Here is a 26,228-nt window from a genome sequence, read left to right as displayed (position 1 = left end):
TTACGTTCATTCATCTTTTCGTAAACAGGACTGCGATTTAGCAAAAAGAAAAACGCAGCTCGTTATAGAGCTGCGTTCCGTTTGTTTACTATTAAACTCACTATACCCGCTTAATTAGTAGGTACCATTTTCAAAAGACGAACGATCAACACAACGGCTTCTTCTCTAGTAGCATTGGCTTTAGGCTCGAATTTTTGTCCACTCTTACCGTTAATGATCCCCGCGTTAGCTAGTGCGTTGATTTGATCTTCTGCCCAATTCGCAGTGATATCCTGGAATTTCGCTTCTGTGCTCAAAAGAGAAATATCCAGCAGCCTTGCTAATAGTGCTGCAATTTCAGCTCTTGTAATTTCACGATTGGGTTCGAAGCTGCCATCTGCATATCCTGTCATAATGCCATTTTCCATTAAGGCCCTAATTGCTTTCTCCGCAAAGTGACCCTTAGCATCCGTCAGCTCTTGCGCTGCGTTAGATGTGAATCCAAGTGCATTTACGAGCATTTGAGCAAACTCACCGCGTGTTACTTTCGCTTCACCACGGAATTTATCGCCTGCATACCCTTTTACAATCCCTGCCCGTGCAGCGAAATCAATGTCAGCAAAACTCCAAGAAGTTGATTTTACATCTTTAAAGGTTGTTGGAGCTGCTGCTTCAGCCTTTGCTTTCATTTCAGCTACAAATGCTTTATCCACTTTGTCGTTGTAAACAGGTTTGTTGACAACAGGCGTTGGTGTTGGTGATATCGGTGTCGGTGTAGGAACTGTCGGTACACTCGGTCCTGTTGGCGCTGTTGGCGTCGGTGTTGGTACAACTGGCGCTGCATTCACAGTTACAGTATAAGTGGTCTTTGTTGTTGAATCCTGCGCTGTAACGATGACCTTGTTGCCTGTAGCCAATGTCTTAGCTGGGTTTATTCCATCCGCCTCATAGACCGCAAATGTCGCATCGGCTGCTGGCGTGATCGCTGCCTTTAAAGCGGCTAACGTTGTTCCATATGGAATATTCGTTATCGTTTCATCAGTTGTACCGCTAGTGCTTACGGTTCCTATTGTCGAGGACAACGTTGACACCGTACTTTTTGGCTTAATGTCCGCTATGCCTACCGTCAATACTTGTACAGCAGATGCAGGATTTTCTGATGTTGCTGCTGTACGAACGGAGATCGTGTCTCCTGCTTGTACGCTAATATTATCAACAAAAGCAGCTGCAGCTACTACCGCAACATAATTCCCATTATTGTGTTTGTACTCCATAACATCCGTAACGGCATTTAAACGCGTGGTGCCAGCGTTTGTTCCTGGCGATAAATTCCCCGTTGGCGGTGCAGCTTGTATCGTTACGGTATATACGGTATAGCTTGTTGTATCTTGCGCTGTAACGACGACCTTATTGCCTGTCTCTAAAGTTTCTGCCTCATTCTCGCCGTCCGCCTCATAGACTTCAAATGTCGCATACGCTGCTGGCGTGATCGCTGCCTTAAATTCGGCTAACGTTGTTCCATATGGAATATTCGTTATCGTTTCATCAGTTGTACCGCCAGTGCTTACGGTTCCTATTGTCGAGGACAACGTTGACACCGTGCTTTTTGGCTTAATGTCCGCTATGCCTACCGTCAATACTTGTACAGCAGATGCAGGATTTTCTGATGTTGCTGCTGTACGAACGGAGATCGTGTCTCCTGCTTGTACATTAATGTTGTCTACAGAAGTCTGGCCCGTTGCAATCGCTGCAAAATTAGTTGCCGTTACAAATTCAATATTATACCCGCTATTGTATTTGTACTCCATCTTATCTGTTACCCCATTCAAACGCGTTGTTCCAACGTTTGATCCTGGTGACAAATGTCCTGCTGGCGGCGCTGCTTGCATTGTTACGATGTATGTGGTCTTCGTTGTTGTATCCTGCGCTGTAACAATGACCTTGTTGCCCGATACCAATGTATCAGCTTCTTTTATTCCGTCCGCCTCATAGACAACAAACGTGGCATGCTCTGCTGGAGTGATCGCATCAATAAACTCATCTAACGTTGTTCCGTATGGAATATTCGTTATCGTTTCATCTGCTGTTCCGCCAGTGCTTACATCTCCCAGTGTCGAGGTCAACGTGGAGACCGTGCTTTTTGGCTTAATGTCCGCTGAACTAACCGTTAACACTTGTTCAACAGATGCAAGGTTTTCTGATGTTGCTGCTGTACGAACGGAGATCGTGTCTCCTGCTTGTACGCCTATGTTATCAACAGAAGTTGTACCCGTTGCAACCGCAACGTAATTCTCGCTATTGCGTTTGTACTCCATCTTATCTGTTACACCATTCAAACGCGTCGTTTCTGCGTTTGTTCCTTGTGACAAATTCCCTGTTGGTGCTCCTGCTTGCACCGTTACAGTGTAGGTGGTCATCGTTGTTCTATCTTGCGCTGTTACGATGACTTTGTTGCCTGTCGCTAACGCGTTCGCTTGGTTTATTCCATTCGCCTCATAGACTTCAAACGTCGCATCGGCTGCTGGTGTAATTGCTTCCTTAAATTCGGCTAACGTTGTTCCATATGGAATGTTCGTTATCTTTTCATTTACTGTTCCGCCGATGCTTACTGTTCCTATTGTCGAGGTCAGCGTGGACACCGTGCTTCTTGGCTTAATGTCCGCAAGACCTACCGTCAATACTTGTGCAGAAGATGCTGGTTTACCCGATGTTGCTTTTGTACGGAGAGATAGCACATCTCCTACTTGTACGCTTAGGTTGTCAATAGAAGCAGAACCCGCTGCAATCGCCATATAAAGCCCATTATTTAGTTTGAGCTCCATTTCATCGGTAACTCCATCCAAACGTGTGGTGTCAACGTTTGTTCCTGGTGATAATTTTCCCGTTGTTGGTGCTTCTGCTGCTCCTATTATCGTGTAGCTCTGAATCATAACTTCATTATAGGTCATACCTTTAACTGCAATGGCCTTAATCGTCATATCTTCCGTCACTACAATAGGTGAGCTGTATCGTGTACTGCTCAGCGTCGGCACATCGCCGTTCGTCGTATAATAAATGGATGCGCCTATTGTCCCACTGCTAAGCTCCACCTCTGTCTTCCAATCAATTGCCCCTTCTTCTACATCCGCTGTAGGAGTTTCTGCCAAGAAAACTTGCAGTTGAGGATAGTTCCCCTCTTTTATAAACCAATCTGAGCCAAAGTCCCAATTCGTAAATGTGGATTTTGTTTTCATCTCAGCAGTTGACTTAGGCATTCCTTTCCCTGAATTATCATATTGTTTTGAAACCTCTTTGTCATAAAAGCTATCCACGTCTACGCTAGCGTCTGCACCTCCATAAGTACCGCCCACTAGCCCGCCACTAAAATTGGCAGTTGCGACGAAACCTGCAGCAAAACTATTTGTAATCGCACCTCTATATTCAAGCCCAACTAAACCGCCTAATTGAGAAGTGCCTGAAACATTGGTTATCGTATAGCTATTTATGATCTTTGCTTCTTCTTTATACCCTACTAGACCGCCTGTATAATTCGTCCCTCTAACGTCGCCTGTAACATAACTGTTCGACACTGCTGATGAAGAGCCCCTTAAAACGCCCACTAAACCACCAGTAAACATTCCACCTATGATATCCACATTTTCTAACCCTATATTTTTTATAAAAGATCCTGCTGCTACTTGTCCGAAGAGACCGACATAATTTTCGTTGCTATTCGTTTTCAGTCCCTTAATCACATAACCATCACCATCGAAAGTGCCGAAAAAGCTACCGAAAGGCTTCCAAAACTGTCCATCATTGTATCCTCCTTCACCTTCAGAAAGATAATCCGTTAAATCGATATTACTGCCAAGCTTGAAATTTACGGAATAATAATTTCGCACGCTATCTAACTGCTCAGGTGTCGTAACGATATAAGGATCATCAACAGATCCAGTTCCGCCACTAAAACCTGGCGCCGCAAATACCTGTGAAGCATTCGTCAAAGGCCCAAATAATGAAATCATTAATGCCAAACACATGACTCGTATTAGAATACTTTTTACCTTTTTCCCAACTAGTATTGATCCTTGTGCCATACGAATAGTTCACTCCCAAATCATGAATAAGTTATAGTTGCATACGGGCTTTAGCATAAATGCTAGGCTTTTTAAAAAACACCAACTAAAGTTAGTTTTGCGAAAATAAAGTCGAAAAATCCAATATTCACGCGCATTTTGGCGTCTATTAGTAGTCTATTTATCCTATATAAGCAATAAACCCAAACGAATGGCATCGTACTATTTTGAAGCTCCATTAGGTATTCAAGATCATCTGCATCTGCTAAATATAATGATAGAATCAGAAAAAAACGGTATCCTCCCCAGAGGGATGATACCGTTTTTTTTGTTTACTATCCTCTAACTAACCTTTAACTGCTCCAGCTGTCATCCCTTTCATGACCTGTTCTTGAAATGCCAGATAAGCAATGATCGTTGGAATAACAGCAAGCGCCATCGCTGCCATCGTAAGCTTATAGTCTGTGGAGTAACCTGTTGCAAATATGGATAGACTGAGCGGCAGCGTCTTTAAGCCAGGGTCACTAATAAAGACGAGCGCGAAGGAGAAATCATTCCAATATCTCAAGAAGGCTAGGATACCAACTGTCGCTAGAGCCGGAAGGGACAATGGAAGCATCATACGAAGGAAAATTCCCCAGTAGCCAGACCCGTCAATCATCGCAGCCTCTTCAATTTCTTTCGGGAAGGTATTCATATAAGCCACACAGACAAAGATGGCTATCGGCATCTCAAACGCTGTATAAGGCAAAATCAATGCTGCATAAGTGTTCAAAATATCGATCTTGTTCATTAATATGAACAGTGGAACGAGTGTGCTGTGAATAGGGATGAGCATGCCGAGCATAAAAATGCCCATTACGAGCAGCTTGCCTCTAAACTGAAAACGTGAGATCACATATGCGCTTAATGCACCCATTACAAGCGTAATGACAAGCGCTGTTAAAGTAACAATGGCCGAGTTCATGAACGCAGTGCCCATATCTGCAACTTCCCAAGCACGAGTGAAGTTGCTCCAATTCCAAATGTCCGGCAGGCCGAACGGACGCGAGTAAAATTCTTCATTTGTTTTAAAAGCGCTAATAAACAGCCAAATGAGCGGATAAAGCGTGACTAAGGCGTATACGGTTAGACCAATGGATTGCAAGCTTCCTCTCAGCTTGCGCAGCCCTGTTCCTAAATTTGCGGAGGAGGCTGAGTGTGAAGCGCTAATTGATGGCGTAGTCATACTGTGGGTCCCCCTCCATTATTTTTTTGATTTCATTAAATATTGGCTTCCCGCTACGAGAACCAAGCTGATGATGATAATCATGGTGGATACTGCGCTGCCATAACCGAAGCGATAGATCGAAAATGTATTATTGTACATGTACGATGCGAGCAGCTCCGTCGAATTCGCCGGCCCGCCGCCTGTCATGACATAAATAAGATCGAATGCTTTAAGGCTGCCGGATATACAGAGCACCACGGCTACTTTAATCGTATCCCAAATCATCGGAAGCTTGATCGAGAACAGCTTGCGAGAGCCTTTTGCGCCGTCAATCTGAGCGGCATCATCAATTTCACTCGGAATATTTTGCAAAGCGGCAATAAACATAATAAGATATGGACCTACATTCAGCCAAATGATTGGAACCATGATGGCATACATCGATATCGATGGGTCAGACAACCACTGCTGTTTCCAACTGCTTAATCCCAACGTATCTAGCAAAAAGTTCAGTACACCAATTTGCGGATGATAAATGTATCCCCAGATGATACCGACTACAACGGAAGAGAGTACCATTGGCATAAAGATAGAAGCTCGGATAAACTTTTGAAACCAGCCGTTTTTGAGCAGTACTAAGGACAAGACCAATGCAATCGGCACCTGACCGAAAACAGACGCAGCAACAATGAGCAAATTGTTTTTGAACGAATGCCAGAACAACCGGTCTTGAATAACCTCTTTATAGTTGTCCAGTCCGATAAATCGCATCTCCCCAATGCCTTTCCAATCAAAAAAGCCATAATAAGATGACCATAGTATCGGTACGATAACAAAAAAGATGAAAAGCGCAAGCGCCGGAAGAAGTCCGATAGCGATAAAGCCTCTGATGCGTAAAGATGATGACATAATCGTCCCTCCTAAAGGTTTGCGCAGCAAACCTACTTCGTAAGCATAAGCCAAGGTTTGCGCAGCAAACCTACTTCGTAAGCATAAGCTAAGGTTTGCGCAGCAAACCTGCTTCGTAAGCATGAGCCAAGGTTTGCGCAGCAAGCCAGCTTCGTAATGCTAGTAAGAGCACGGGGATTTCCTGACAGCTTCGGCATGCGATCCTTTTAGCAGCTTCCAGTTGTGCTTGCTGTAAAGGACTTCAGCTTGCTGATCTTCATGCAATCAGGAAATTCCCTGTACTCAATAACCTAACTACCGAGCAGCTATGTTACTTTCCTAGCGCTTTCGCTTGCGCCTCTTGGATTTTTTTCGCGATGTCTTCCGGTTTGCCACCCATCAACAGCTCCTGTAGTCCATTGTTCACGGCTTCAGCTCCTGCAGAAGTCAGCTTGCCATCATACACCGGCGTCATCTTCACGCTGTTCACAAGCTCATATACTTCGCTAAAGATTGGCGAAACTTTGCTCTTATCCAGCTCTACTTTGTAGCTGACAAGCTGATTGCTCTCAAGCGTACGCTTTTGCGCTTCTGGTCCTGACATTGCATAGATAAGTTCAAATGCTGCATCCTTTTTCGGACCAATCGCATCCTTGCCTAGACCCATGCCGACACCTACGACACCAGATAGAGAATTAGGATCGCCTTTTCCACCAGGAATGGATGGAAGAACCGTTGCGCCCATTGCTTTAAGTGCATCTTCTGAAGCGTTGGAAGCTAGATTCGACAATGCCCAGCCGCCGTCAATCATCATCGCAGCTTTGCCTTGCGCGAACATTTGCTCCATTTGCGTGTTGTCGATTGCATTGAATCCATCTTGGAATGCACCTGCCGTACCAAGCTGCTGCATGTAAGTTAATGCCTGTACAAATTCAGGGTCCGTAAATGCCGCACCATCTTGGCTTGCTGCTTTCAAGAACCACTCCGTACCTGTTACACGGTCAGCCAATGAGCTGAAAATACTGGATTGTGCGAGCCAAGCCGCTTTATTGCCTAGAGCGATTGGCGTAATATTTTTGCCTTTCAGCACGCTAATTGCATTCAACAGCTCATCCCATGTTTTTGGGACAGTAAGGCCGTTTTCTTCAAGAATCGTTTTGTTGTAGTATAGAATCGATGTTGGAGACAAGCCCATCGGAGCGCTATAGATGTTGCCATCTACTGTGAAAGCGTCGAAGGAATTAGGCATGAAACCTTCTTTCCATTCTTGGTGGCTGTCAATTAGCTCATTAACCGGCTGAATAAGTTTGCCTGCTGAAAATTCCTGTGTCATAGAGCCATTGGATAAAATGAATACATCCGGCATTTCATCTGCCGCAGCGACCGTTTTTAGACGCGTCTTGTAACCGTCTGGCGGGATCGCTTGAATATCGAGCGTAATGTTCGGATGATCGGTCTGGAACTGCTGAATAATCGAACGCATCGTTTGCGCTCTAAGATCGTCGCCGGTAAAGTTATGCCATAGGCTTAGCTTCACTTTCTCAGCTGCCGGCTCACTGCCGTCCTCATTTTTTTTGCCGTTATTGTTTGTTCCGCCGCACGCTGCCAAGATAGAAATCATTAGAGTGACCATAATTGCAATTGTTAGTGTCTTCTTCATGTCATGTTTCCTCCTTGATATTTGTCTTACCTCCGAGTATAGGGAATCATAGGCGACATGGGCAGGGGACAGAACTCAGGAGTAGGGTAGATAAACTTCAGCTTCTCGTCCGGTATTCCGAAGGTGTAAAACCCGTAAACCGTTTAAACAATTGGCTAAAATACTTCATATCCGTATAGCCCACGCGGCTTGCAACCTCACTCACCTTTATCGGTGATTCATCCAAAAGCCGCTTGGCGCGCTCCACTCTCATGCGAGTTACAAATTCAATGTAGGTATGACCCGTCTCACGCTTGAATACCTCGCTGAAGTGGTTTGGATTCAAATGAACATGCTTGGCAACCTGCTGCAATGTAAGCTCTTTGTCCAAATGATCATGAATATAAGCAATCGCACGCTTAATGTAAGGTATGCCTTCTTGTCCGATCGTCTCACGGTACAGCATCATCAATTGGTGAAGCTGCTCATACAGCAATCCAACTCCGTTATCAGTGTTTGGGGAGGGAGAAATGCTGTTAGCAAACTTCTCTTTGGAGAGGGCAGCAGATTCCCCAAAAGAGGCAATGACTCGCTCCACCCAGCGGTGGGCAGAAATTTGGACGGATTGAAGAAACTTCTGCAAGGAATCTGGCGTCGTATCTGCATCTTTGAGCTGGAGTTCAATGAGCTCTTGAACCCATTGGTAAAGCTGCGCGTCCGTTCCGTTCTGGAATAACGCTGTGAGCTGTCCTTCCTCCTCCTGCGAGCAGACGGTACGTCCGCCTCGGCGTCCTTTTATATCCTCGTAAGCCAACAATCCTTCTTGGCCTATAATTCCTTTGAACAAAAAAGCATAAGAAGCCTCCGTGTACGAATCCTGAAGCTTGTGCCAGTCTGAAACAACTGTGCCTGTTGCCCCGAACAATTTGCATTTCAGCTTCCTTGTTACCCTCTCCATTAATCTAGCGAGCTGTGATTGATCTGCTCGCATGCTTTCATGCCTAAGGAGAATGACGAGACTATCTTTACGCAAAAGAGCTTCTCCATCTATCAGCTCGCTTATCATATTGTGCACGGCAAACAGCAATAAATAGCCGTGTCCCGATTCATTTCCCCAGCCTTCCGCCGAGACAATTACCGTTTGATAAAAAAATGATTCGTTTAATCGCAGCTTCGGCAGAAGCTTCGCCGCTTTCTCTGCGGAGTGATTGTCAATTTCCGTATCAGCAATCAGCCTCTCAAGCAATCTGTCGCGTAGCTGGTCTTTTTTTAGTGCCTCCCACTTTTGCAGAATTCGCATCTTCGCTCCATTTACCGCTCGGATGATTTCATCGGGCCGACTCGTTTTGAGCAAATAATCTCCTGCTCCTTCTCGAATCGCCTGCTGGGCATAGGAAAATTGATCGTAGCCTGTCAAAATAATGACCTCACTATCAGGCAGCAGTCTCCTAACATCTCCCGCAAGCTCTAGTCCGCTGCGTCCCGTCATTTGAATATCCGTCAATACTATTTCCGGCTGCTCCAATTCCAGACGAGCAAGCGCCTCCTCGGCTGATGCTGCCGGCTGCAGCAGCTCGTAGCCAAGTTCTGCCCATTTTATAACGGTGCTCAGACCAGTTCGAATAATGACCTCATCATCTACGATTAACAGCTTCATTAGGCTTTGCCTCCTTCGTGTAACATCGGGATCGAGAAGGACACGCGTGTCCCTATTCCGTCCAAGCTTTCAATGCGCAAGCCTGCTTCTGCCCCGTAATGCAGCTGCAGCCGCTTATGAACGTTGCGAAGTCCATAGCTGCCGCGTTCTAGGCGATCACGTTCTTTTTTGCGATCATCCGGTCCGTGGAGCTCCTTATATATAGCAGCCAGCTTAACCGAGTCGATGCCAACGCCTGTATCTTCTACAGCAAAGGACATAAACAATCCTTGCATATGTGCGGTTACTTTGATCAAACCAGCTTCAGCTTTCTTCTGAATACCATGAATAAGTGCATTCTCAATTAAAGGCTGCAGCAGAAGCTTCAGCATCGTTAAGTCCATTAGTTCCTGATCGATCTGAACGATAAACTCAAACTTGTCCGGGAAGCGGATCGACTGAATATTGGCATAATGGCCGGCATGCGCCACCTCCTGCTCAACCGAGCAAAACTCCTCGCCATTGTTTAAACTGAATCGCATAAAATCACTTAAGCTGCCTACCATATCGGCCGTCTTCTCATCTTGATTCATGAGCGCCATCCAGTGGATAGAGGATAGAGTATTGTACAAGAAATGAGGATTGATTTGCGCTTGCAGCGCATGCATATCCGCTTCTTTTTTTGATGATTCCTCCAGCTTTACCTGCTCCGTCAAACCTTCAATTCGCTCGCTTAGCTTATTGTAGCTTCGCACGAGCTGTCCTACCTCATCCATCGTTTCCACCGGATACGTTTGCATCGGCTCTTCCGGGTTCGAGTGCTTTAGAAACTGCGTCAGCATAATAAGCGGATTGGTCACTCGTTGAACGAAGTATAGAACGAGCACGGCCACGAGCAGCATCGAAAAAATAATGACGATCGCCATCAGCTGCAGGACGTAATTATTTTGAGCTTTGTATTCTGTGAAGGGCATGACGCCCGTCAGCCGCCAGCCTACATCAGCAACCGTGTCATAGAGTATGGTCTGTTTACTTTCACCATGGCCGTAGTTGAGCGTTCCTGCATTCCCTCTTATCGTCAAGCCTGGCAGCAGAGCTTCCATTGTCATCATTGACCTGCTTTGATCACTGCCGGACAAAATTTGTCCCTTCTCATTGGACAAAACGACATAGCCCCCCGCTGAAATGCCCGCCTGATTCATCAGCTTGGAAACAGCTTCTTCGTTAAGGCTAATGACTAACGTTCCAATTTGTTTGAAGCTGTTCAGACTGCGAATCGGCCTAACAAGTGAGATCACCTGCTTCACCCCAGCTGCTGTATCCGTCTCGTAACGGCTTGTCCACCATTTTGCACTAGATTGATAATGTTCAATATCTTCTCCAGTCAGCTCGGATAATTCCGTCTCAAAAATCGTTGTATTAGAAACGGGATGGGACTGGCTTTGCGGATAAATCGTGATGTCCGAAATATACGATTTGGAGAACACCAGATTAGATAGAAACTCAATCATTTGCGTTTGTTTAACCGCATTTTCTCCTGAACTGCTCAAATATTGCTGTACATCCTTTTGCCCAATCAAAAATAATGACATATTCTCGATATCTTGAACGATAAATTCGAGATTCGTACCCGTCTGACGCAATAGGCTCTTGCCCGATTGCTTTGCCTTCTCTTCCGTAGCTGTCGCTGCCATGTTGTAGGCAAATAAGCCCAGCGCGAGCAGCGGAATGAGAACCGATAGCAGCAGCAAAAAGGATAACTTACGCTTTAATGAGCTACTAATCCAGCGCATCTCTCATCCCCACTCTCCTTTTCTCGTATCAATAAAAAGTTTAAAAACATCCTATCACACTTTTTTTTAGGTTAACAGATTTTTTGTTTGATTTTTCGAGTAAGTCGTAGTACCATGTGGGCAATGAGGCTTTAAGAAAGTGGAGAGTGAATGCAAGTGGAATCAATATCTCAAGAATTACTATTTTTGACGGAGATGRCCAAAGGTATAACCGCGCAGTTTGGAGACAATTGCGAGGTCGTTGTGCATGACTGGTCAAAGCCCGTAGACAGCACCATTGTTGTCATCGAGAACGGCCACGTCACCGGAAGAAATGTAGGAGATCCTGGCACGAATCTTGGACTGGAAATTATGAGAGGCACCTCCGAGGGTGATAACCGCCATAATTATGTTACCCAGACGAAGGATGGACGTATTCTCCGTTCGACCTCCATGTATGTAAAAAATAACGCCGGCACCATCATTGGAGCGCTCTGCATCAACTTCGACATTACCGATCTGATGGTTGCCGAGAAAACGCTTCAATCGCTGACAGCGAGCGGACTACAGCCGGTTCGGGAATCGTTTGTCAGCAACGTGAACGACCTGCTCGATACGCTCATACAGGAAGCGCAGGTCACGATTGGCAAGCCGCCAGCTGCCATGACCAAAGAAGATAAAATTAAAATCATTCAATTGCTTGATCAAAAGGGTGCTTTTCTCATTAAAAAGTCAGGCGAGAAGGTTTGCAGCTATTTGAGCATTTCAAAATTTACGTTATACAGCTATTTGGAGGAATCCAAAGGTGTAGATAGCGATGAAGGAGCAAGCGAATGAGCGAGATATTGAACGTACGCAAAGATGAGGAAGCCTTGCTTAAGCTAGAAACACCATGCGTTGTCATCGACAGTGATGCTGTCGATAACAACATTGCTGCAATGGCAGAAGCTATCGCGAAACGCGGCGTAAAGCTTCGTCCCCATGCCAAAACACATAAGCTGCCGGAAATGGCCTCAAAGCAGCTCTCAGCTGGTGCCATCGGCATCACCGTAGCCAAAATTTCCGAAGCGGAGATCATGGCAAGCGGCGGCATTCGTGATATTTTTGTCGCTTATCCGTTAGTGGCCAAATCCAAGCTTGAGCGTGCAGCTCGGCTCAGTCTATCCGGCGTTCGTTTAATTATCGGAGTCGATAGCTTAGAGGGTGCGAAGCGCATATCTGAGACAGCCGTGCGTGAAGGCGCAGTGTTGGAAGTACGCCTGGAGCTAGAAACGGGACTTCGTCGTACAGGAGTTGCGATCGACAAAGCCGTGGAGCTTGCGAAGCAAATCAATGATCTTGTCGGCATAAAGCTTAGCGGTATTTTCACCTATCGAGGGGCTATGGTCGGCGGAGCATCGACGCTCGATTTGCAAGCAGCCGGCCATGAAGAGGGGCGCTTAATGGTTGAGGCTGCTGCAGTACTACGGAGCGCAGGCATCGCCATTGAGGATGTAAGTGTAGGCTCTTCGCCTACTGCGCTGTTCGCTGCAGAAGTTGACGGCATCACTGAAGTTCGTCCCGGGACTTACATTTATCAAGACCGAATGCAGGCAGCTTTCGGAACATGTACGCTTGAGGATTGTGCCGGCGTTGTGCTGGCTACCATTGTCAGCAGGCCCTATGAAGATTTAATCATCATTGACGGCGGCAGCAAAACATTCGCAACGGACGTACAACCGGGCAATTCACCTTTATTCCTTAAGGGCTTCGGCCATATCATCGGAGATCCTGAAGCGATTTTGGAGCGAATGAATGAGGAGCACGGCATGATTCGTGTACAGCCGGATTCCAACTATCAGGTTGGCGACTTGGTGCGTATCATCCCCAATCATATTTGCAGCACCGTTAATTTGCACAGCTTTGTCTACATCAAGGATTCCAGTGGGCAGCTTCACAAAACGACTGTAGCGGCTCGCGGAATGCTCGAATAACGAGAAGGAGGAGGCTTATAACATGCTCGATCTTATTTTGAAAAACGGCAAAATCGTCGATGGCAGCGGCAATCCTTGGTACGGCGGCGATGTTGGAGTCAAAGATGGCATCATTGTTTCTATCGGCCAAATTGATCAAGAGGCTAGCCAAATTATTGATGTGGGACGCAAAGTGATTTCTCCTGGCTTCATCGATGGGCATTGCCACTCGGATCTGATGATTATTGATCATCCTTACAGTGAAATTAAGCTGCAGCAAGGGGTAACAACTGAGGTTGTCGGCAACTGCGGCCTCGCCCCTGCTCCATTTATTCGGAGTAAAGGCGCACTGCTGCAGTCGTATGTGCAGCCCGTACTTGGGAGTACAAGCTGGGAGTGGCCCTGGGAAACGGTTGGTCAATATATGGATTTTGTCAGCAAATCCAATCCTTCGGAGCACATCGCCACCTATGTAGCACACGGTGCACTGCGTATCGCAGTCATGGGATTCGAGAACCGTCCTGCGACGAAAGACGAAATCGAGCGGATGAAGACATTGCTTGAAGAAGGGCTGCGAGCAGGCGCAATCGGATTATCAATTGGCCTATTGTATGCACCTGGCAGCTATACTTCACGCGAAGAGCTGGTTGAGCTTTGCAGCGTTTTGCCTAAATACAACGGTCTGCTCTCCACACATATTCGCGGTGAGGGCAATAACTTGCTGCCGTCCGTTGCAGAGGTCATATGGATCGCTGAACGAGTCGGCATCTCGCTGCATATCAGTCATTTGAAAGCAGCTGGCCGCGCCAATTGGGGTAAAGCGCTTGATGCGCTGGAGCTTGTAGAAGCGGCAAGAGCACGTGGTATGGACGTCACAGTTGATGTTTATCCCTACGCGGCAGGCTCCACCACCTTAACAACCGTCCTCCCTCCTTGGGTACTAGAGGGCGGCATTCATGCAACACTTGAAGCGTTCCGCGATAAGGCGCTGCGCCTGCGGATCAAAGAAGAGCTAAGCCGCGAGCAGGACACTTGGGATAATCTTGTATGTTCAACTGGCTGGTCCAGCATCATTATTTCTTCGATTCAGACCGAAGCGAACAAGGCACTCGAAGGCAAATCAATCGCCGAGGTTGCCGAGCTTCGCGGAGAACATCCAGTCGATTGCATGATGGATCTTCTGCTTGAGGAGAATGGTCAAATCGCGATTGTCTACTTCCATATGTCCGACGACGATGTGAAGCAGGTCATCGGTTATGAGAAATCATTGATTGCATCCGACAGCTTGAACTGCGAGATCGGCAAGCCTCATCCGCGCACGTACGGCACCTTTCCACGCGTTTTTGCCAAATATGTGCGTGAAGATAAGGTACTGTCGCTTGAGCAAGCGGTTCGCAAGCTAACCTCATTTCCCGTACAGCGCTTTAAGCTTGGCAAAAGAGGACTGCTTGTGCCAGGGTATGCTGCTGACATCACGGTATTCGACCCAGCTGTCATTCAAGATACAGCTACGTTCGAGGACCCGCGTCAATATCCGTCCGGCATCTCGCATGTTATCGTTGCCGGCCAGCTCACGCTCTCACATGGTGAACACACGCATAAGCGCGAAGGTAATCTTATTCGCGCGCAGCACTGCTGCACGCATTAGTTAACCCGCAATACACAATTGATAAACAAGGAGCTGTTTTATTATGTCTATTATTGAAAAACGTCTTGCTGAGCTAGGAATTGTTTTGCCTGAAACGACTAAGCCTAAGTTCTCCTACATTCCGGTCAACCAAACGGGCAATCTCATCTATACTTCCGGCTTCGACTGCCGTATCGATGGTGTTCTCATGTATGAAGGTAAAATCGGCTCTGATCTGACGATCGAGCAAGGTCAAGAAGCAGCGCGCCAAGTCGTTATCAACCTGCTTGCGGCGATGAAAACTCACCTAGGCGACCTTGACCGTGTCGTAAAAATCGTAAAAATTCTTGGTTTCATCAACAGCGCTCCCGGTTTCGGCGATCAGCCTTATGTGCTGAACGGCGCATCGGATCTGCTCATAGAAGTATTCGGAGAAAATGGACGCCATGCAAGGTCCGCGATTGGTACAAGCGACCTTCCATTCCATACGCCAGTTGAAATCGAGCTCATTGCAGAGGTTCGTGAATAGCATAAACAAGCAAAACCCCCAAGGCTCAGGCACTTGGGGGTTTAATACTATTTCAATTAGTGGAAAACGCATTGATTCCGATTTACAAGCAAGCTTTGTTGACTACCAGCATACAGCGCGGGAAATAATAACAAGCAAAATGAAAAGTACCAATATAATACCGATACCAGTTCCCCAGCCGCCAACTCCAGCTCCACAATTGCTAACACCTGCAACTGGATAAGAAGGTCCGCAATTTCCTGCGCCAACCCCTGCTACTCCATAGCCCATTTGTTCATCTCCTTTTTACTAAGGTACAGTATCCTATGATTTTTAGTAAAAAAGGTATAGGCTATTTCGTAAAATGTGCTCCTGCTCATTTTTTATGCCCGCCCACACTTTCTTGCAATGACTAAACGCCTCTGCTCTAGTGAACAAGTCTATTTATTCTGGCTATCGATGAGCGTCAAAATAAACGTCAATGCTTCTGCACGAGTAGCCTTTGCCTGTGGTTCAAAGCGATTGCCGCTTCTCCCCTTAAGCAGATTGCGAGAAACAGCAGCCGCTACAGCCGGCTTAGCCCAAGCTGGTATTTGCGAGGCATCCGCAAAACGAATTGACGGGTTCTCGTCGAGCGGAAAACCAGATGTACGCATCGTCATTGCCACCATTTCCGCTCTTGTAATATGGCGGTTTGGCCGGAATGTACCATCGTCATAACCGCTAATTACCTCAGCATTCACAGCCTCCGCTATGAACGCCTCTGCCCAAGCTGGAAACTGTCCCTTGTCTTTAAAATTAACTTCCTTCGCTTGCTTAGCATTCAACTCGAATGCACGGCCGATCATAGCAACAAATTGCGAACGCGTTACCCAACCATTAGGTTGAAAAGCACCGTTCTCAAAGCCTGTTACGATACCAAGCGAAGCCGCTCTTGTAATATTTGCCTCAGCCCAGTGGCCTTTTATGTCACTGAAGGATACTGGCGTCGAAGAGCTTAAGAGCAAAGCCAGCTTCGCCGCATTTTTCAGCTGAACCGCCTTGACCTGGCTATCGACCAGCTTTGCTTCTACCAGCTCAACGCTCGCCTTTCCACTCGCAACTCCCTCAAAAGTAAACGTGGCAATAGCTGCCGATCCGCTCACTCCGCTATCCTTCCCAATCTTCGTATGAGCGAATGTTATAACCCCATCCTTATCAATCGGTGAAATGGGCATTCCTTTCCACGCTGCTGTTGCCTGTTTGAATTTAAGTTTTGCTGTGTTGTACTTCAGTTTAATCTCGAAGCCATATAAATCATTTAATTGCTCCCCTTTTACAACGACCTCAACTGGTTGTCCGACTGCCGCTTTTTTCTGATTGACGGTAAGCGACAACGTTGCAGCCGCAGCATGTGCAGCAGGCAGCAAGGCTGAGCGGCCAACGCCCGTTAGCGTAGAGACGCCAGAAAACAACGTCATCACTATTAACAAAATTGCTATTTTTTTCACTCTTAACAACATGTCCATTCTCCTTCCAAATCGTGCTTTTCATTATGTTCAATAGGGAGCGTGCTAGTGAAAAGGCTGACAGCAGCTTAACTAGCGCTTGTCAGCCTTTTTCTTTATACAACTATTATGATTTCGGCTCGCTCTTGCTGTCGTAGCGGTTGCTCCACTCTTTTAAAATAGTGTCTCTTTGTTTAGCCGCTTCTTGCAGATCGTATTTGATTAATTGCTCAATCGGGTTTTTAGTATAACCTTCTGGAATGACGCTAGTGTCACTCTTCACAGCTACGATCGGATAGTTTTTGCTATATTCAGCCATTGCATCGTCTGTAATTGCCCAGTCCAAAAACGTCTGTGCAGCTTTTTTCATTTTCGATTTCTTAATCATCGCATTTGCCTCAACATCCCAGCCTGAGCCTTCTGCCGGGAACACTACTTCAACTGGCGATCCGCCGCTTTTTTCTTTAATTCCGCGGTATCCGAAGGAGATCCCGATTGGATATTCACCAGTACCAGCCATTTTTGCCGGCTTCGAACCTGAGTGCGTGTAGATGCCAATGTTCTCATGCAGTTTGTCCAAGTATTCCCATGCTTTATCAGCTCCAAGCAGCTGCGCCAAGCCCGATACCGTGAGGAAACCCGTTCCAGATGATGCAGGGTTAGGCATCGTGATTAAACCTTTATATTCTGGCTTAAGCAGATCCTCGTAAGTTTTCGGTACGGCCAAACCTTTTTTCTCCAGCTCAACCGTATTAGCAATAAAAGCAGTCTCCCATGCATCAATGCCTACCCAATGCTCCGGACTTCTAGTATCTTTAAACTCAGCAAGAATCCGATCTACGCCAGCAGGAGAATAAGGCTCCAGCATGCTGTTTTGATCCAGTACTAGCAAGCTTGTTGCTGCAACGCCCCACACGACATCCGCTTGCGGATTTTCCTTCTCAGCAAGCAGCTTAGCCGTAATGATACCTGTTGAATCACGAACAATATTCAATTTGATGTCGGGGTATTTTTCATAAAAAGTTTTCAAATACTCTTTAATAAGATCATCCTCAAGCGCAGTGTATACGGTAAGTTCTTTGCTATCCGTATCAAGCGACGATTCTGTTGATTCTGTAGCTTCTGTAGTATTGCCCATTTTGTTATTTCCTTTATTGCTCGATCCTCCGTTACCTCCGCAAGCGGATAAAACCGTAACAATAACTATCATGCTCACAAGCAGAAACCAGCTTCTTTTCATTTTTTTCTCTCCCTTTGTTTGTTCTTCTTCTCTATTCCTACTATATGCTTGTTTGTTTAACGCACTGTAAAATACAAGTAAATAAATTGTTTTGTTTTTGATTTCCACTAATTAGATGTGTTTTTCCTTTGAGTAATTTGCATTTGGTTGGTATAAAAAAAGAACCTCCAAGTCTTATTAGACTCGAAGATTCCTTTGCCATAAACAGCTATTCTGCTACAATCCAGTGCACATCCTGATCATCAAGCTTGGAACGCCAAGCCTGCGGAGGCGCTACATCGCTAATAATCATATCAATCTCTTTAAAATCGGCAATCTTATAAAAATGGTTCGTCCCAATCTTCGTATAATCAGCTAACACGATTGTTTGCTTGGCTTGTTTCATGAAAGTTCTAGCCAACACGCCGCGCTCATCCTCATAACTTGTTACACCGCTATCAATCTGTAAGCCGTCAGCAACGATAAAAGCTTTGTCCACATTAAAATTGGACATAAACTCCATCGCAAGCGTACCGGATGTCCGGTAATGCTTCGGGTTAATGCGACCGCCAATAAGCACGATTTCACCATCAAATATATTGCGATTTTTGTAGCCAATCAGCAAGTTTAAGGTATAAACGGATGTAACAAGAACGGTAAGTTGTTTTTTGTAAGCAAGTGAATCGATCATTTGCAGCGTGGTTGTTCCATCGTCGATGACAACAACGTCTTTATCTTGAATGAGAGAGGAGGCAGCTCGTCCGATCCTTCTTTTCTCTTCAGCCTGCTGCACCTCGCGCCGAACATAAGCGGGCTCTTCCCGCTCCACATTAATCTTAACGGCGCCGCCGTATACTCGCTTGAGCTTAAGCTCATCCTCCAGCTCCTCCAAATAACGGCGGATCGTTTCCGATGATACATCAAGCGCCTGCACGAGCTCCGGCGTTCGAACCTTTCCTTTTAGCTGCAGCATATTAATGATGATCTGCTTCCGCTCTTCTCCGGCTAGCGACATCTCTATTTCCCCTTCGTCTTCAGCTTAGTCTACTGTTTTGATTATTAATCGTATTCTAGCCTACTTCAACTAAACTCTCAATCTTTTCATGAATGAGAATGCCGCGCTTGCTTAGCTGTTCAAATATAATGCTCGGTTCAAAAGCTTCTTCCGGTGTGATGATTCCTGTTTGATCTTTGCATAACGTCTGACCGCTCGCAATAAGCTCCGTCGCTATCGCAAGTGGAATGCCGACGTTTCTAGTGTACGCACGGAGTTTCTCCCAGCCCTCTACTGAACCATCCGATGCAGGATGTGTATGGGTAAGTGTATGTTTGCAAGCTTCGCCAGTCTGTGCCGATATCCCCGTTACTTCAATATGAAGAGAATAACCGTATAATTCTGTTTCATGGCCTTCCTGCGATTCGAATAAGTATTGCCCAATCGCATCCATAATGCCAATTTCCTGGCCTGCAATGTTTATACGATCGTTGCGCATAAACCCATAGTCATATAACGCACGGACGAGTCTCATATTTTGCTGAGGCCATGTACCGCGTACTTCAATTAACTGAACCTCCTTGCTCTCAAGCGCTTTTGCCAGCGTTCGTGTCTCTGCGTGCGGAATAATGTATTGAATCGATTTGCCGTAAGGCTCTGGCAGCTCAATTTCACGTGGACGAGCAAACGGCTCCACCTGAATGAATTGCCCCTTCTCATAAACTACGCGTCCCGGCAGCTTCGGATCATACTCATAAACCGTCGTTTCCGCTATCGATTTGGAGAATGCAATCGGCCGGTATGAGCCATGACTAACCCGTACCTCATGCACTTCCTTCAACTGATTAGCAGCATGCATCGCCATCATTTGCGTTACACCGGGCGTCATCCCGAAGCCAGGCAAACACATTTTTCCGTTGCGGACAAATACATCGTGGCTTGCATCTTCTTCGCCAAAGCCGTTCAAATTAATGCCGTGGCAGCCAGCCTCTGCAATACATGCCGTCGACAAGCCGTTTAATGTAATTGTAGTTCCATCCATTACAATATCGTAGCCGCGAAGCTGTTCTACCGTTGCCGCATGATCATGCACATTCACTCTGACTGCATTGACACGTTTATCATTCAGTGAGGCAGCAAGCTGCTGCGCCGCTTCCAGATTGAAATCACCAATCGTAATGACCTCAAATGAGGAGTACTGAACAAGGTCCAGCACCGCTTCCATACAAATTCGACCTGCACCGCCAAGACAAAATACTTTCATCGTCTTCACTCTCCTACTGTTCCTTGTCAAAGGATGAATAAATGCTTTTGATCACATGAACCAATCGTTCCATATCTGCTGGATTAACATCACCGATGCTGCCAATTCGGAAAGTCGGCTCCGAGGTCAGCTTCCCTGGATACAGAACAAAACCTGCCTTCTTCAAGCTTCCGTAAAATGATTCAAATGAAAAGTTAGCGCTTGGGTAACGAAATGCCGTAATAATAGGAGATTGCCACTCACGAGGAAGCAGCGCACTGAAACCAGTAGCCTCCATCCCCTCAGTTATTACTTGTTGATTGCTGCTATAACGAGCTTCACGAGCCGCGATTCCGCCTTCAAGCTCCAGCTCCTTCAGCGCTTGATCGAATGCGCGAACAACATGTGTCGGCGAAGTATAACGCCATTTGCTATTCGAGCGCTCCATCATGTCCCATTGGTCATACAAATCAAGCGATAAAGAGCGCGCATGGCCTTTGCATTTGGCAATGGCATCACGGCGGGCAACTACAAAACCAAAACCCGGTACCCCTTGTATACATTTGTTGCTGCTGCTAATGAGGAAATCAATGCCCAGCTCATCTATGTCCATAGCTACACCGCCAAAGCTGCTCATAGCGTCAACAATAAACGTGACATTATGGCGCTTAACAACTTGAGCTATTTCATTCAAAGGGTTAAGGATACCTGTTGTCGTTTCGCAATGTACGATGGCAACATGTGTAATCTGCGGATCATCCTTAAGTGCTTTCTCGATGACTTCCGGATTGATAGGGCTGCGCTCGTCAAAACGGATTGGCGTAACTGAAATACCAAGCACGTCGGCAATTTGAACCATTCGCTCGCCATAAGCTCCATTAACGGCAATAGCCAATTTACCGCCTTGCTTCGGCATCGCCGTGCCTATTGTGGCTTCCACGCTAAACGTCCCGCTGCCCTGCATCAATATAGCAGTATAGTCTTCTGCCGCCGATAGTGCAGCAAGCTTAACGATCCGCTCTCTTATCGAAGATACCAGCTGATTGTATTGATCATCCCACGTACACCAATCCTTCATCATCGCTTCCTTCACGGTTCGAGTCGTCGTTAGCGGTCCTGGCGTAAGAAGTAGATATGGATTTTCTGTTAGCAATAATGCATCATTATGTGATTTCATGGACGATCCCCCGCTTGTAGTCTTTCGTTGATGTGTGAAATAACGCCATCCAGCTCGCCAATCTCACGAATGATAAAATGTGCTCCCGCTTGCATCAAGCGATCCGAAACTTCAACAAACAGCTTCTCCTTCTCGCCCTCAGACAGGGCTTCCGTTTCCGCTTGTGTCAAACCCACTTCATTCCCGCCGAAAATAACGCCTACTGACCATACGCCTGCATGACGGCCTTCTCTCATATCCGCTTCGGTATCGCCGCATTTGACAATATGGCTCATCGGATACGTACCGAGCAGTTCCGCATTGCGGAAAATCATCCATGGATGCGGGCGGCCTTCGGCTGCTTCATCTGGCGTTACTGTACTATCTGGCGAATATCCCTGCTTCGCAGCTTCCGGAGCAATAATGTCCATCATGGGACGCGTATATCCTGTCGTCGTTCCAATCTTGATGCCCTGCTCGCGCAGTCTCTCAATAAGTGCTAGTGCTCCGGGCACTGGTGTTGCATATTGATGAAGAATGGAGAACAACATCGGTTCAAACTTTTCATACATTTCATCAATGTCATTTTCATTTGGCATGCTGCCAAACTTCGCTTGCCATGCAGCAGACACATCAGGATCGGAGCAAATATCGCGCAAATGATCCTTTTTCATACGACCCATCGGCTTCCGAATCGCTTTGAACGACGCCTCAATGCCTCTTTCTTCGAATAAGCGGCGAAACGCTTCAACCGGTGCAAAGCTTCCATAATCAACCACTGTACCTGCCCAATCTAATATGACTGTTTTAATCATGAGTAAAAACCTCCATCGTATATTGTGTAATTGTTTTGTTGAAAACTTGTTTTTGGCATCGCCTTATCGCTTCTGCCAAGCTGACATTTTGCGTCTCAGCCTTGCGGTGCCCGCTTCATATAGAAAGCGAACGACAACATTGAGGAGCACAACGAGTACTGACATCGCTGCCGCCGCTGCCGTATCGCCCGCATCGTCCATGCTGACGATGGAAACCGAGGCAATTCGCAAGTCCGACGCATACAGAAAGACCAGTGCAGATACCGTCACCATTGCATTTACGAAAAAGTAAACTGCCATTTCTAATATGGCCGGCAAGGACAATGGCACCGTAATGCGCGAAAATGTCCGCAGCTTTGAGACATTCATGGACTCCGAGACGTTGTCGAACTCCTTGTCCAGCATTTTTAAAGTTGCGGTCGCCGTCATGAATGGAACGGAGTAAAAATGCACAACATTAGCCAAAACAAGAATGATCATCGTTCCATAAAAAAAGTGAAACGGGTTGGCCGGATGATTAAAGAAATAAATAAAAGATAATCCGATGACCAGCCCTGGAAGCGCCAGTGGCAAAATCGACAAGAAATAAGCAGCTTGCCGGATCGGACGGTAGACACGTCCATTTTCGATCAAATAAGCAAACAAGAACGTAATGATCGTCCCGATTACCGCGGTCCAAGCAGCCATCTCAATGCTGTTCCAGAACGGATCAAAGCCACCTGCCGCTGCATTGGAGAAGTCGAAGTTGCTCCACGTTAGCGACATGTCATACGGCCACTTCTTCACGACCGAAGCAAGCAGAACAGCTCCCATTAACAGCAATATCATGGCTGATAAAACAATCGCATACGTATACGCCCAAACATTGCGCAGCCGATTGTTCTTCACGGAGTAGGGAACAGACTTTGATGTGACGTAAGCCTGCTGCTTGCGCGTGACGATTCGATCCACGATAAACGCGAGAATGGCGGGAATGGTCAGCACGATGCCGACTACAGCTCCCATAGACATATTTTGCTGGCCGACAACCTGTTTAAAAATATCAGTGGCCAGCACGTTATACTGTCCGCCTACGACCTTCGGTGCGCCAAAATCGGTGAAGCTGAGCGTAAAACAAATGACGACTGCGCTGAGCAGCGCATATTTTACAGACGGCAGCGTTACGGTAAACATTTTTCGCAAGCTGCTCGCGCCCATCGACTCTGCTGCCTCATATAAGCGATAATCGCTGACGGCAAGCCCCGCACACAAAATAAGAAACGCCTGCGGAAACGTATAGATGACCTCTGAAATGATGATGCCTACTTTTCCATAGAGCGGAATTCGCCACTCAAACGGCAGCAGTCCGAACAATCCGGTAGAAATGAGACCTTGATGACCAAATAAATAAGTAAGCGCGAGCCCGTGCATCATAGTTGGTGCGAATAAGGGCAGCATGGCAAGAGCTTTGAAGAAGGACTTTCCTTTAATATTTGTGCGAGTCAGTACGAACGCCAGCCCAAAGGCAAGCGGTACAGCAATCGCGGTTGTAGCTGTGGATACGGTAATTGTGTTCAGCATCGATTGAATGAGTGATCTTGACTGCAGATACGATGAAAAATGAGTGAAGCCAACCAGATTTCCATCTGAATCCATGAACGCCTGCTTAAACATCGCGAACAGCGGCAGAACAATGACAGTAATAAGTGTGAGCAGGACTAGGACTAGCAAGAGCTTAATAACGCCATTGCTCTCCCGTAACTTTTGATTGCTTTTTCTCACCCACTGCGAGGGCAGAGCTTGATCTATTTTCCCTTTCATTCTCTACCTCCCCACGTTCCCAGCGATTGCCGCAGGATAATGAAGCATACGCTCTTTCGGCATTTGAAGATGAAACAGCTTATTGCGCGACCATTCAAATCGATTAGCTATTTGCGCGGATATATCTACCGTTACGCTTATGTCCGAGTGCTTCCCGTGTTCATTCGCGAGCTGCAAGCTTACACGATAGAATGCGCCACGAAACTCCACATGCTGAACAAATCCGCTAATTCCGCTATCATTGGATAGGCCGCCCGTATGCTTTTCCTCATCAATCTGGATATGTTCCGGCCTTATAGCTAACAAATCATTTGGGCTTGCCCCCATCCATCTTTCTGTTCCTACAGGGAAAAAATTAATAGCCCCAATGAAATCAGCGACAAAAGGCGTATTTGGCTTGTCATATACCTCCTGCGGCGTGCCAATTTGGACAACCCGTCCTTGATCCATGACGACAATCTGATCCGCCATCGTCAGCGCTTCCTCTTGGTCATGCGTAACCATAACCGTCGTAATGCCAAGCCGCTCTTGCAGCTCGCATAGCTGTTCGCGCAGCTTCTCCCGCACCTTCGCATCAAGCGCAGAAAGCGGCTCATCCAGCAATAAAATATCAGGCGATAAGGCGATTGCTCTTGCGAGCGCCACCCGCTGCTGCTGGCCTCCGGAGAGCTGTGCTGGATACCGATCCCTCACCTCAGTCAGTCCAATAAGCTCCAGCATTTCCTTCACGCGTTCTTCAATTTGACGCTTCGGCTGTTTCCCTTTGAGACCATAGCCAATGTTGTCGCTCACACTTAGATTCGGAAATAGCGCATACGATTGAAAAACGATGCCAAAGTTGCGTTTGGACGTATGCTGCGTCGTAATATCATTTCCATCAAGGATAACGGTGCCGGCATCAGTCTGTTCAAGACCTGCGATAATACGCAGCAATGTCGTCTTGCCGCAGCCGCTTGGGCCGAGCAGACATGTGAATTTCCCTTTCGGAATATGAACGCTGACATCATGGAGTGCTTGAAAGCTGCCAAATGCCTTGCGAATACCATTAATCGCTAATCCTTCATTTTTCATTCTCATTCTCCTTGTGTTCTCGTAATAATCGTTCAAGAACGGTATGATGAAGTTAAAACATTTGCATCGTTGATCTATTAGCAGTTTAAAATAGATTTGTTAAGTGAGTGTCAAACACAAGTAAAGATTGTGTGTTTAATTGCTTTTATTATGGTTTTAAGTTGTTTTAAAGATCCGAATGCTGTATTTTATGTGCAACAACCTTTTTTTCATTTCTTTAGCAAAGACAACAAACTAAAAAAAAGGACGGGTTCAACACTTATGACAACGATTATTTTCGATTTAGACAACACGCTGATTTGGGATGAGAAAAGTACAGACGAGGCACTCGATGCAACATGCGAAGCAGCCGAGCAAGCATTAGGTTTACAAATAGGACTTTTAAAGCAATCTATCATTCGTTCTTCTCATTCTGTATTTCACGAATTGGAATGTTACGCTTACTTAGCGAATATTGAAGTAACGGCGATGGAAGCGATGTGGGCTCGGTTTGATGATGGAGAAGCAGCAGAGCTGCAATTAATGAAAGAGGCAGCACCTGCTTTTCGTAGAAACGTTTGGGAGAGAGGACTACAAGAGCTCGGCATCCACGATGAAGACCTTGCAGTCAAGCTTGCTGAACAGTTTCCAGCCGAGAGGCGCAAGCGCCCCTACGTATATGAAGAAACATTTGAGGTGCTCGAAGCATTATCTGCAAAATACCCGCTTATGCTGCTGACCAATGGAACACCTGATTTACAGAAAGTGAAGCTCTATGGCATCAACGGATTATCCGATTATTTTCCCCATATCGTTATTTCGGGAGAAGTCGGCTGCGGCAAGCCGGCTCCGCAAATTTTCGAGCACACGATGAATCTCGCGGGGCTAAAACCTGAGCAATGTCTAATGGTAGGAGATAATTTGTTTACCGACATTTTGGGGGCGAGCCGAACCGGTATAGCAAGCGCCTGGCTAAATCGATCGAGACAGCAGCTGCCAGAAGGTGCCGCACGTCCAACTTTTGAAATACAATCCTTGAGAGATATTGAAGCGCTGCTTCCTCTATAAGTTGTTTTTACTACTATAAAAAGAGGCTCTACCTTGTCGTTTCGACGAGGTGGAGCCTCTTTTTAGTAATTTCTTCATATTGCGATTACACCTGTTTAACAACACAACCTTATGATAAAGAAGAAAGAAG

General features: G+C 46.4%; 20 protein-coding genes. 5 read left to right on the top strand and 15 right to left on the bottom strand.

The features are described from left to right. Window positions 1–110: 110 nt before the first annotated feature. The 6 genes from AC1DPK_RS25880 to AC1DPK_RS25855 form a co-directional block, all read right to left on the bottom strand. Window positions 111–4,055, bottom strand: a complete 3,945-nt coding sequence (locus AC1DPK_RS25880) for an S-layer homology domain-containing protein (RefSeq protein WP_477512080.1) — start codon at window positions 4,053–4,055, stop codon at window positions 111–113. Window positions 4,056–4,380: 325 nt separating this feature from the next. Next, complete coding sequence (locus AC1DPK_RS25875; RefSeq protein ID WP_441877076.1) at window positions 4,381–5,262, bottom strand: carbohydrate ABC transporter permease; 882 nt, start codon at window positions 5,260–5,262, stop codon at window positions 4,381–4,383. Between the two features lie 18 nt (window positions 5,263–5,280). Then, the gene (locus tag AC1DPK_RS25870; RefSeq protein ID WP_076269757.1) at window positions 5,281–6,153 is read right to left on the bottom strand and encodes a carbohydrate ABC transporter permease; all 873 of its coding nucleotides are present in this window, start codon (window positions 6,151–6,153) and stop codon (window positions 5,281–5,283) included. A gap of 310 nt (window positions 6,154–6,463) precedes the next feature. Beyond that, window positions 6,464–7,792, bottom strand: a complete 1,329-nt coding sequence (locus AC1DPK_RS25865; RefSeq protein ID WP_339207380.1) for an extracellular solute-binding protein — start codon at window positions 7,790–7,792, stop codon at window positions 6,464–6,466. Window positions 7,793–7,889: 97 nt separating this feature from the next. Next, a complete protein-coding gene (locus tag AC1DPK_RS25860; protein WP_477512079.1) occupies window positions 7,890–9,428 on the bottom strand; it encodes a response regulator in 1,539 nt (512 codons plus the stop codon). Next, window positions 9,428–11,200, bottom strand: a complete 1,773-nt coding sequence (locus AC1DPK_RS25855) for a cache domain-containing sensor histidine kinase (RefSeq protein WP_477512078.1) — start codon at window positions 11,198–11,200, stop codon at window positions 9,428–9,430. The genes AC1DPK_RS25860 and AC1DPK_RS25855 overlap by 1 nt, the downstream gene beginning before the upstream one ends. A gap of 156 nt (window positions 11,201–11,356) precedes the next feature. Here AC1DPK_RS25855 and AC1DPK_RS25850 point away from each other — a divergent pair, with 156 nt between their 5' ends. The 4 genes from AC1DPK_RS25850 to AC1DPK_RS25835 are packed head-to-tail and all read left to right on the top strand — an operon-like array spanning window position 11,357 to window position 15,287. Next, entirely contained in the window at window positions 11,357–12,016 is a 660-nt protein-coding gene (locus AC1DPK_RS25850) for a helix-turn-helix transcriptional regulator (protein WP_477512077.1), read from the top strand. Further along, window positions 12,013–13,152, top strand: coding sequence for an alanine racemase (locus AC1DPK_RS25845; RefSeq protein ID WP_441877092.1), 1,140 nt, complete (start codon window positions 12,013–12,015; stop codon window positions 13,150–13,152). The genes AC1DPK_RS25850 and AC1DPK_RS25845 overlap by 4 nt, the downstream gene beginning before the upstream one ends. Before the next feature lie 22 nt (window positions 13,153–13,174). Then, window positions 13,175–14,779, top strand: a complete 1,605-nt coding sequence (locus AC1DPK_RS25840) for an N-acyl-D-amino-acid deacylase family protein (RefSeq protein ID WP_339207371.1) — start codon at window positions 13,175–13,177, stop codon at window positions 14,777–14,779. A 43-nt stretch (window positions 14,780–14,822) separates the two neighbouring features. Continuing rightward, complete coding sequence (locus AC1DPK_RS25835; RefSeq protein WP_339207370.1) at window positions 14,823–15,287, top strand: RidA family protein; 465 nt, start codon at window positions 14,823–14,825, stop codon at window positions 15,285–15,287. Window positions 15,288–15,389: 102 nt separating this feature from the next. Here the strand turns inward: AC1DPK_RS25835 and AC1DPK_RS25830 are convergent, their stop codons facing one another. From AC1DPK_RS25830 to AC1DPK_RS25790, 9 genes are all read right to left on the bottom strand, one after another. Beyond that, window positions 15,390–15,557 carry a hypothetical protein gene (locus AC1DPK_RS25830; protein WP_441877098.1) on the bottom strand — a complete coding sequence of 56 codons (168 nt, stop codon included), beginning with the start codon at window positions 15,555–15,557 and terminating at the stop codon, window positions 15,390–15,392. A 149-nt stretch (window positions 15,558–15,706) separates the two neighbouring features. Next, window positions 15,707–16,768 carry an S-layer homology domain-containing protein gene (locus AC1DPK_RS25825; protein WP_477512076.1) on the bottom strand — a complete coding sequence of 354 codons (1,062 nt, stop codon included), beginning with the start codon at window positions 16,766–16,768 and terminating at the stop codon, window positions 15,707–15,709. Window positions 16,769–16,880: 112 nt separating this feature from the next. Beyond that, complete coding sequence (locus AC1DPK_RS25820; protein WP_477512075.1) at window positions 16,881–17,993, bottom strand: putative 2-aminoethylphosphonate ABC transporter substrate-binding protein; 1,113 nt, start codon at window positions 17,991–17,993, stop codon at window positions 16,881–16,883. A gap of 208 nt (window positions 17,994–18,201) precedes the next feature. Next, window positions 18,202–18,987, bottom strand: a complete 786-nt coding sequence (locus AC1DPK_RS25815; protein WP_076269749.1) for a DeoR/GlpR family DNA-binding transcription regulator — start codon at window positions 18,985–18,987, stop codon at window positions 18,202–18,204. Between the two features lie 55 nt (window positions 18,988–19,042). After that, window positions 19,043–20,230, bottom strand: a complete 1,188-nt coding sequence (locus AC1DPK_RS25810; RefSeq protein ID WP_477512074.1) for a saccharopine dehydrogenase family protein — start codon at window positions 20,228–20,230, stop codon at window positions 19,043–19,045. Window positions 20,231–20,243: 13 nt separating this feature from the next. After that, the gene (gene phnW / locus AC1DPK_RS25805; protein ID WP_477512073.1) at window positions 20,244–21,386 is read right to left on the bottom strand and encodes a 2-aminoethylphosphonate--pyruvate transaminase; all 1,143 of its coding nucleotides are present in this window, start codon (window positions 21,384–21,386) and stop codon (window positions 20,244–20,246) included. Continuing rightward, on the bottom strand, window positions 21,383–22,180 hold the full coding sequence (gene phnX / locus AC1DPK_RS25800; RefSeq protein WP_477512072.1) for a phosphonoacetaldehyde hydrolase: 798 nt from the start codon (window positions 22,178–22,180) through the stop codon (window positions 21,383–21,385). The genes phnW and phnX overlap by 4 nt, the downstream gene beginning before the upstream one ends. Window positions 22,181–22,243: 63 nt before the next feature. Next, a complete protein-coding gene (locus AC1DPK_RS25795) occupies window positions 22,244–23,980 on the bottom strand; it encodes a putative 2-aminoethylphosphonate ABC transporter permease subunit (RefSeq protein ID WP_477512071.1) in 1,737 nt (578 codons plus the stop codon). A 3-nt stretch (window positions 23,981–23,983) separates the two neighbouring features. Next, on the bottom strand, window positions 23,984–25,051 hold the full coding sequence (locus AC1DPK_RS25790) for an ABC transporter ATP-binding protein (RefSeq protein WP_477512070.1): 1,068 nt from the start codon (window positions 25,049–25,051) through the stop codon (window positions 23,984–23,986). A gap of 261 nt (window positions 25,052–25,312) precedes the next feature. Here AC1DPK_RS25790 and AC1DPK_RS25785 point away from each other — a divergent pair, with 261 nt between their 5' ends. Next, window positions 25,313–26,098 carry an HAD family hydrolase gene (locus AC1DPK_RS25785; protein WP_477512069.1) on the top strand — a complete coding sequence of 262 codons (786 nt, stop codon included), beginning with the start codon at window positions 25,313–25,315 and terminating at the stop codon, window positions 26,096–26,098. The last annotated feature ends 130 nt before the right edge of the window (window positions 26,099–26,228 follow it).

It is taken from the genome of Paenibacillus sp. 01T424 (genome assembly GCF_056398745.1).
This window is presented reverse-complemented; position numbering and strand designations above follow the sequence as displayed.

Coding starts and splice junctions, on each gene's coding strand:
- AC1DPK_RS25880 (WP_477512080.1), bottom strand. CDS start 4,055: ATGGCACAAGGATCAATACTAGTTGGGAAAAAGGTAAAAAGTATTCTA.
- AC1DPK_RS25875 (WP_441877076.1), bottom strand. CDS start 5,262: ATGACTACGCCATCAATTAGCGCTTCACACTCAGCCTCCTCCGCAAAT.
- AC1DPK_RS25870 (WP_076269757.1), bottom strand. CDS start 6,153: ATGTCATCATCTTTACGCATCAGAGGCTTTATCGCTATCGGACTTCTT.
- AC1DPK_RS25865 (WP_339207380.1), bottom strand. CDS start 7,792: ATGAAGAAGACACTAACAATTGCAATTATGGTCACTCTAATGATTTCT.
- AC1DPK_RS25860 (WP_477512079.1), bottom strand. CDS start 9,428: ATGAAGCTGTTAATCGTAGATGATGAGGTCATTATTCGAACTGGTCTG.
- AC1DPK_RS25855 (WP_477512078.1), bottom strand. CDS start 11,200: ATGCGCTGGATTAGTAGCTCATTAAAGCGTAAGTTATCCTTTTTGCTG.
- AC1DPK_RS25845 (WP_441877092.1), top strand. CDS start 12,013: ATGAGCGAGATATTGAACGTACGCAAAGATGAGGAAGCCTTGCTTAAG.
- AC1DPK_RS25840 (WP_339207371.1), top strand. CDS start 13,175: ATGCTCGATCTTATTTTGAAAAACGGCAAAATCGTCGATGGCAGCGGC.
- AC1DPK_RS25835 (WP_339207370.1), top strand. CDS start 14,823: ATGTCTATTATTGAAAAACGTCTTGCTGAGCTAGGAATTGTTTTGCCT.
- AC1DPK_RS25830 (WP_441877098.1), bottom strand. CDS start 15,557: ATGGGCTATGGAGTAGCAGGGGTTGGCGCAGGAAATTGCGGACCTTCT.
- AC1DPK_RS25825 (WP_477512076.1), bottom strand. CDS start 16,768: ATGTTGTTAAGAGTGAAAAAAATAGCAATTTTGTTAATAGTGATGACG.
- AC1DPK_RS25820 (WP_477512075.1), bottom strand. CDS start 17,993: ATGAAAAGAAGCTGGTTTCTGCTTGTGAGCATGATAGTTATTGTTACG.
- AC1DPK_RS25815 (WP_076269749.1), bottom strand. CDS start 18,987: ATGTCGCTAGCCGGAGAAGAGCGGAAGCAGATCATCATTAATATGCTG.
- AC1DPK_RS25810 (WP_477512074.1), bottom strand. CDS start 20,230: ATGAAAGTATTTTGTCTTGGCGGTGCAGGTCGAATTTGTATGGAAGCG.
- phnW (WP_477512073.1), bottom strand. CDS start 21,386: ATGAAATCACATAATGATGCATTATTGCTAACAGAAAATCCATATCTA.
- phnX (WP_477512072.1), bottom strand. CDS start 22,180: ATGATTAAAACAGTCATATTAGATTGGGCAGGTACAGTGGTTGATTAT.
- AC1DPK_RS25795 (WP_477512071.1), bottom strand. CDS start 23,980: ATGAAAGGGAAAATAGATCAAGCTCTGCCCTCGCAGTGGGTGAGAAAA.
- AC1DPK_RS25790 (WP_477512070.1), bottom strand. CDS start 25,051: ATGAAAAATGAAGGATTAGCGATTAATGGTATTCGCAAGGCATTTGGC.
- AC1DPK_RS25785 (WP_477512069.1), top strand. CDS start 25,313: ATGACAACGATTATTTTCGATTTAGACAACACGCTGATTTGGGATGAG.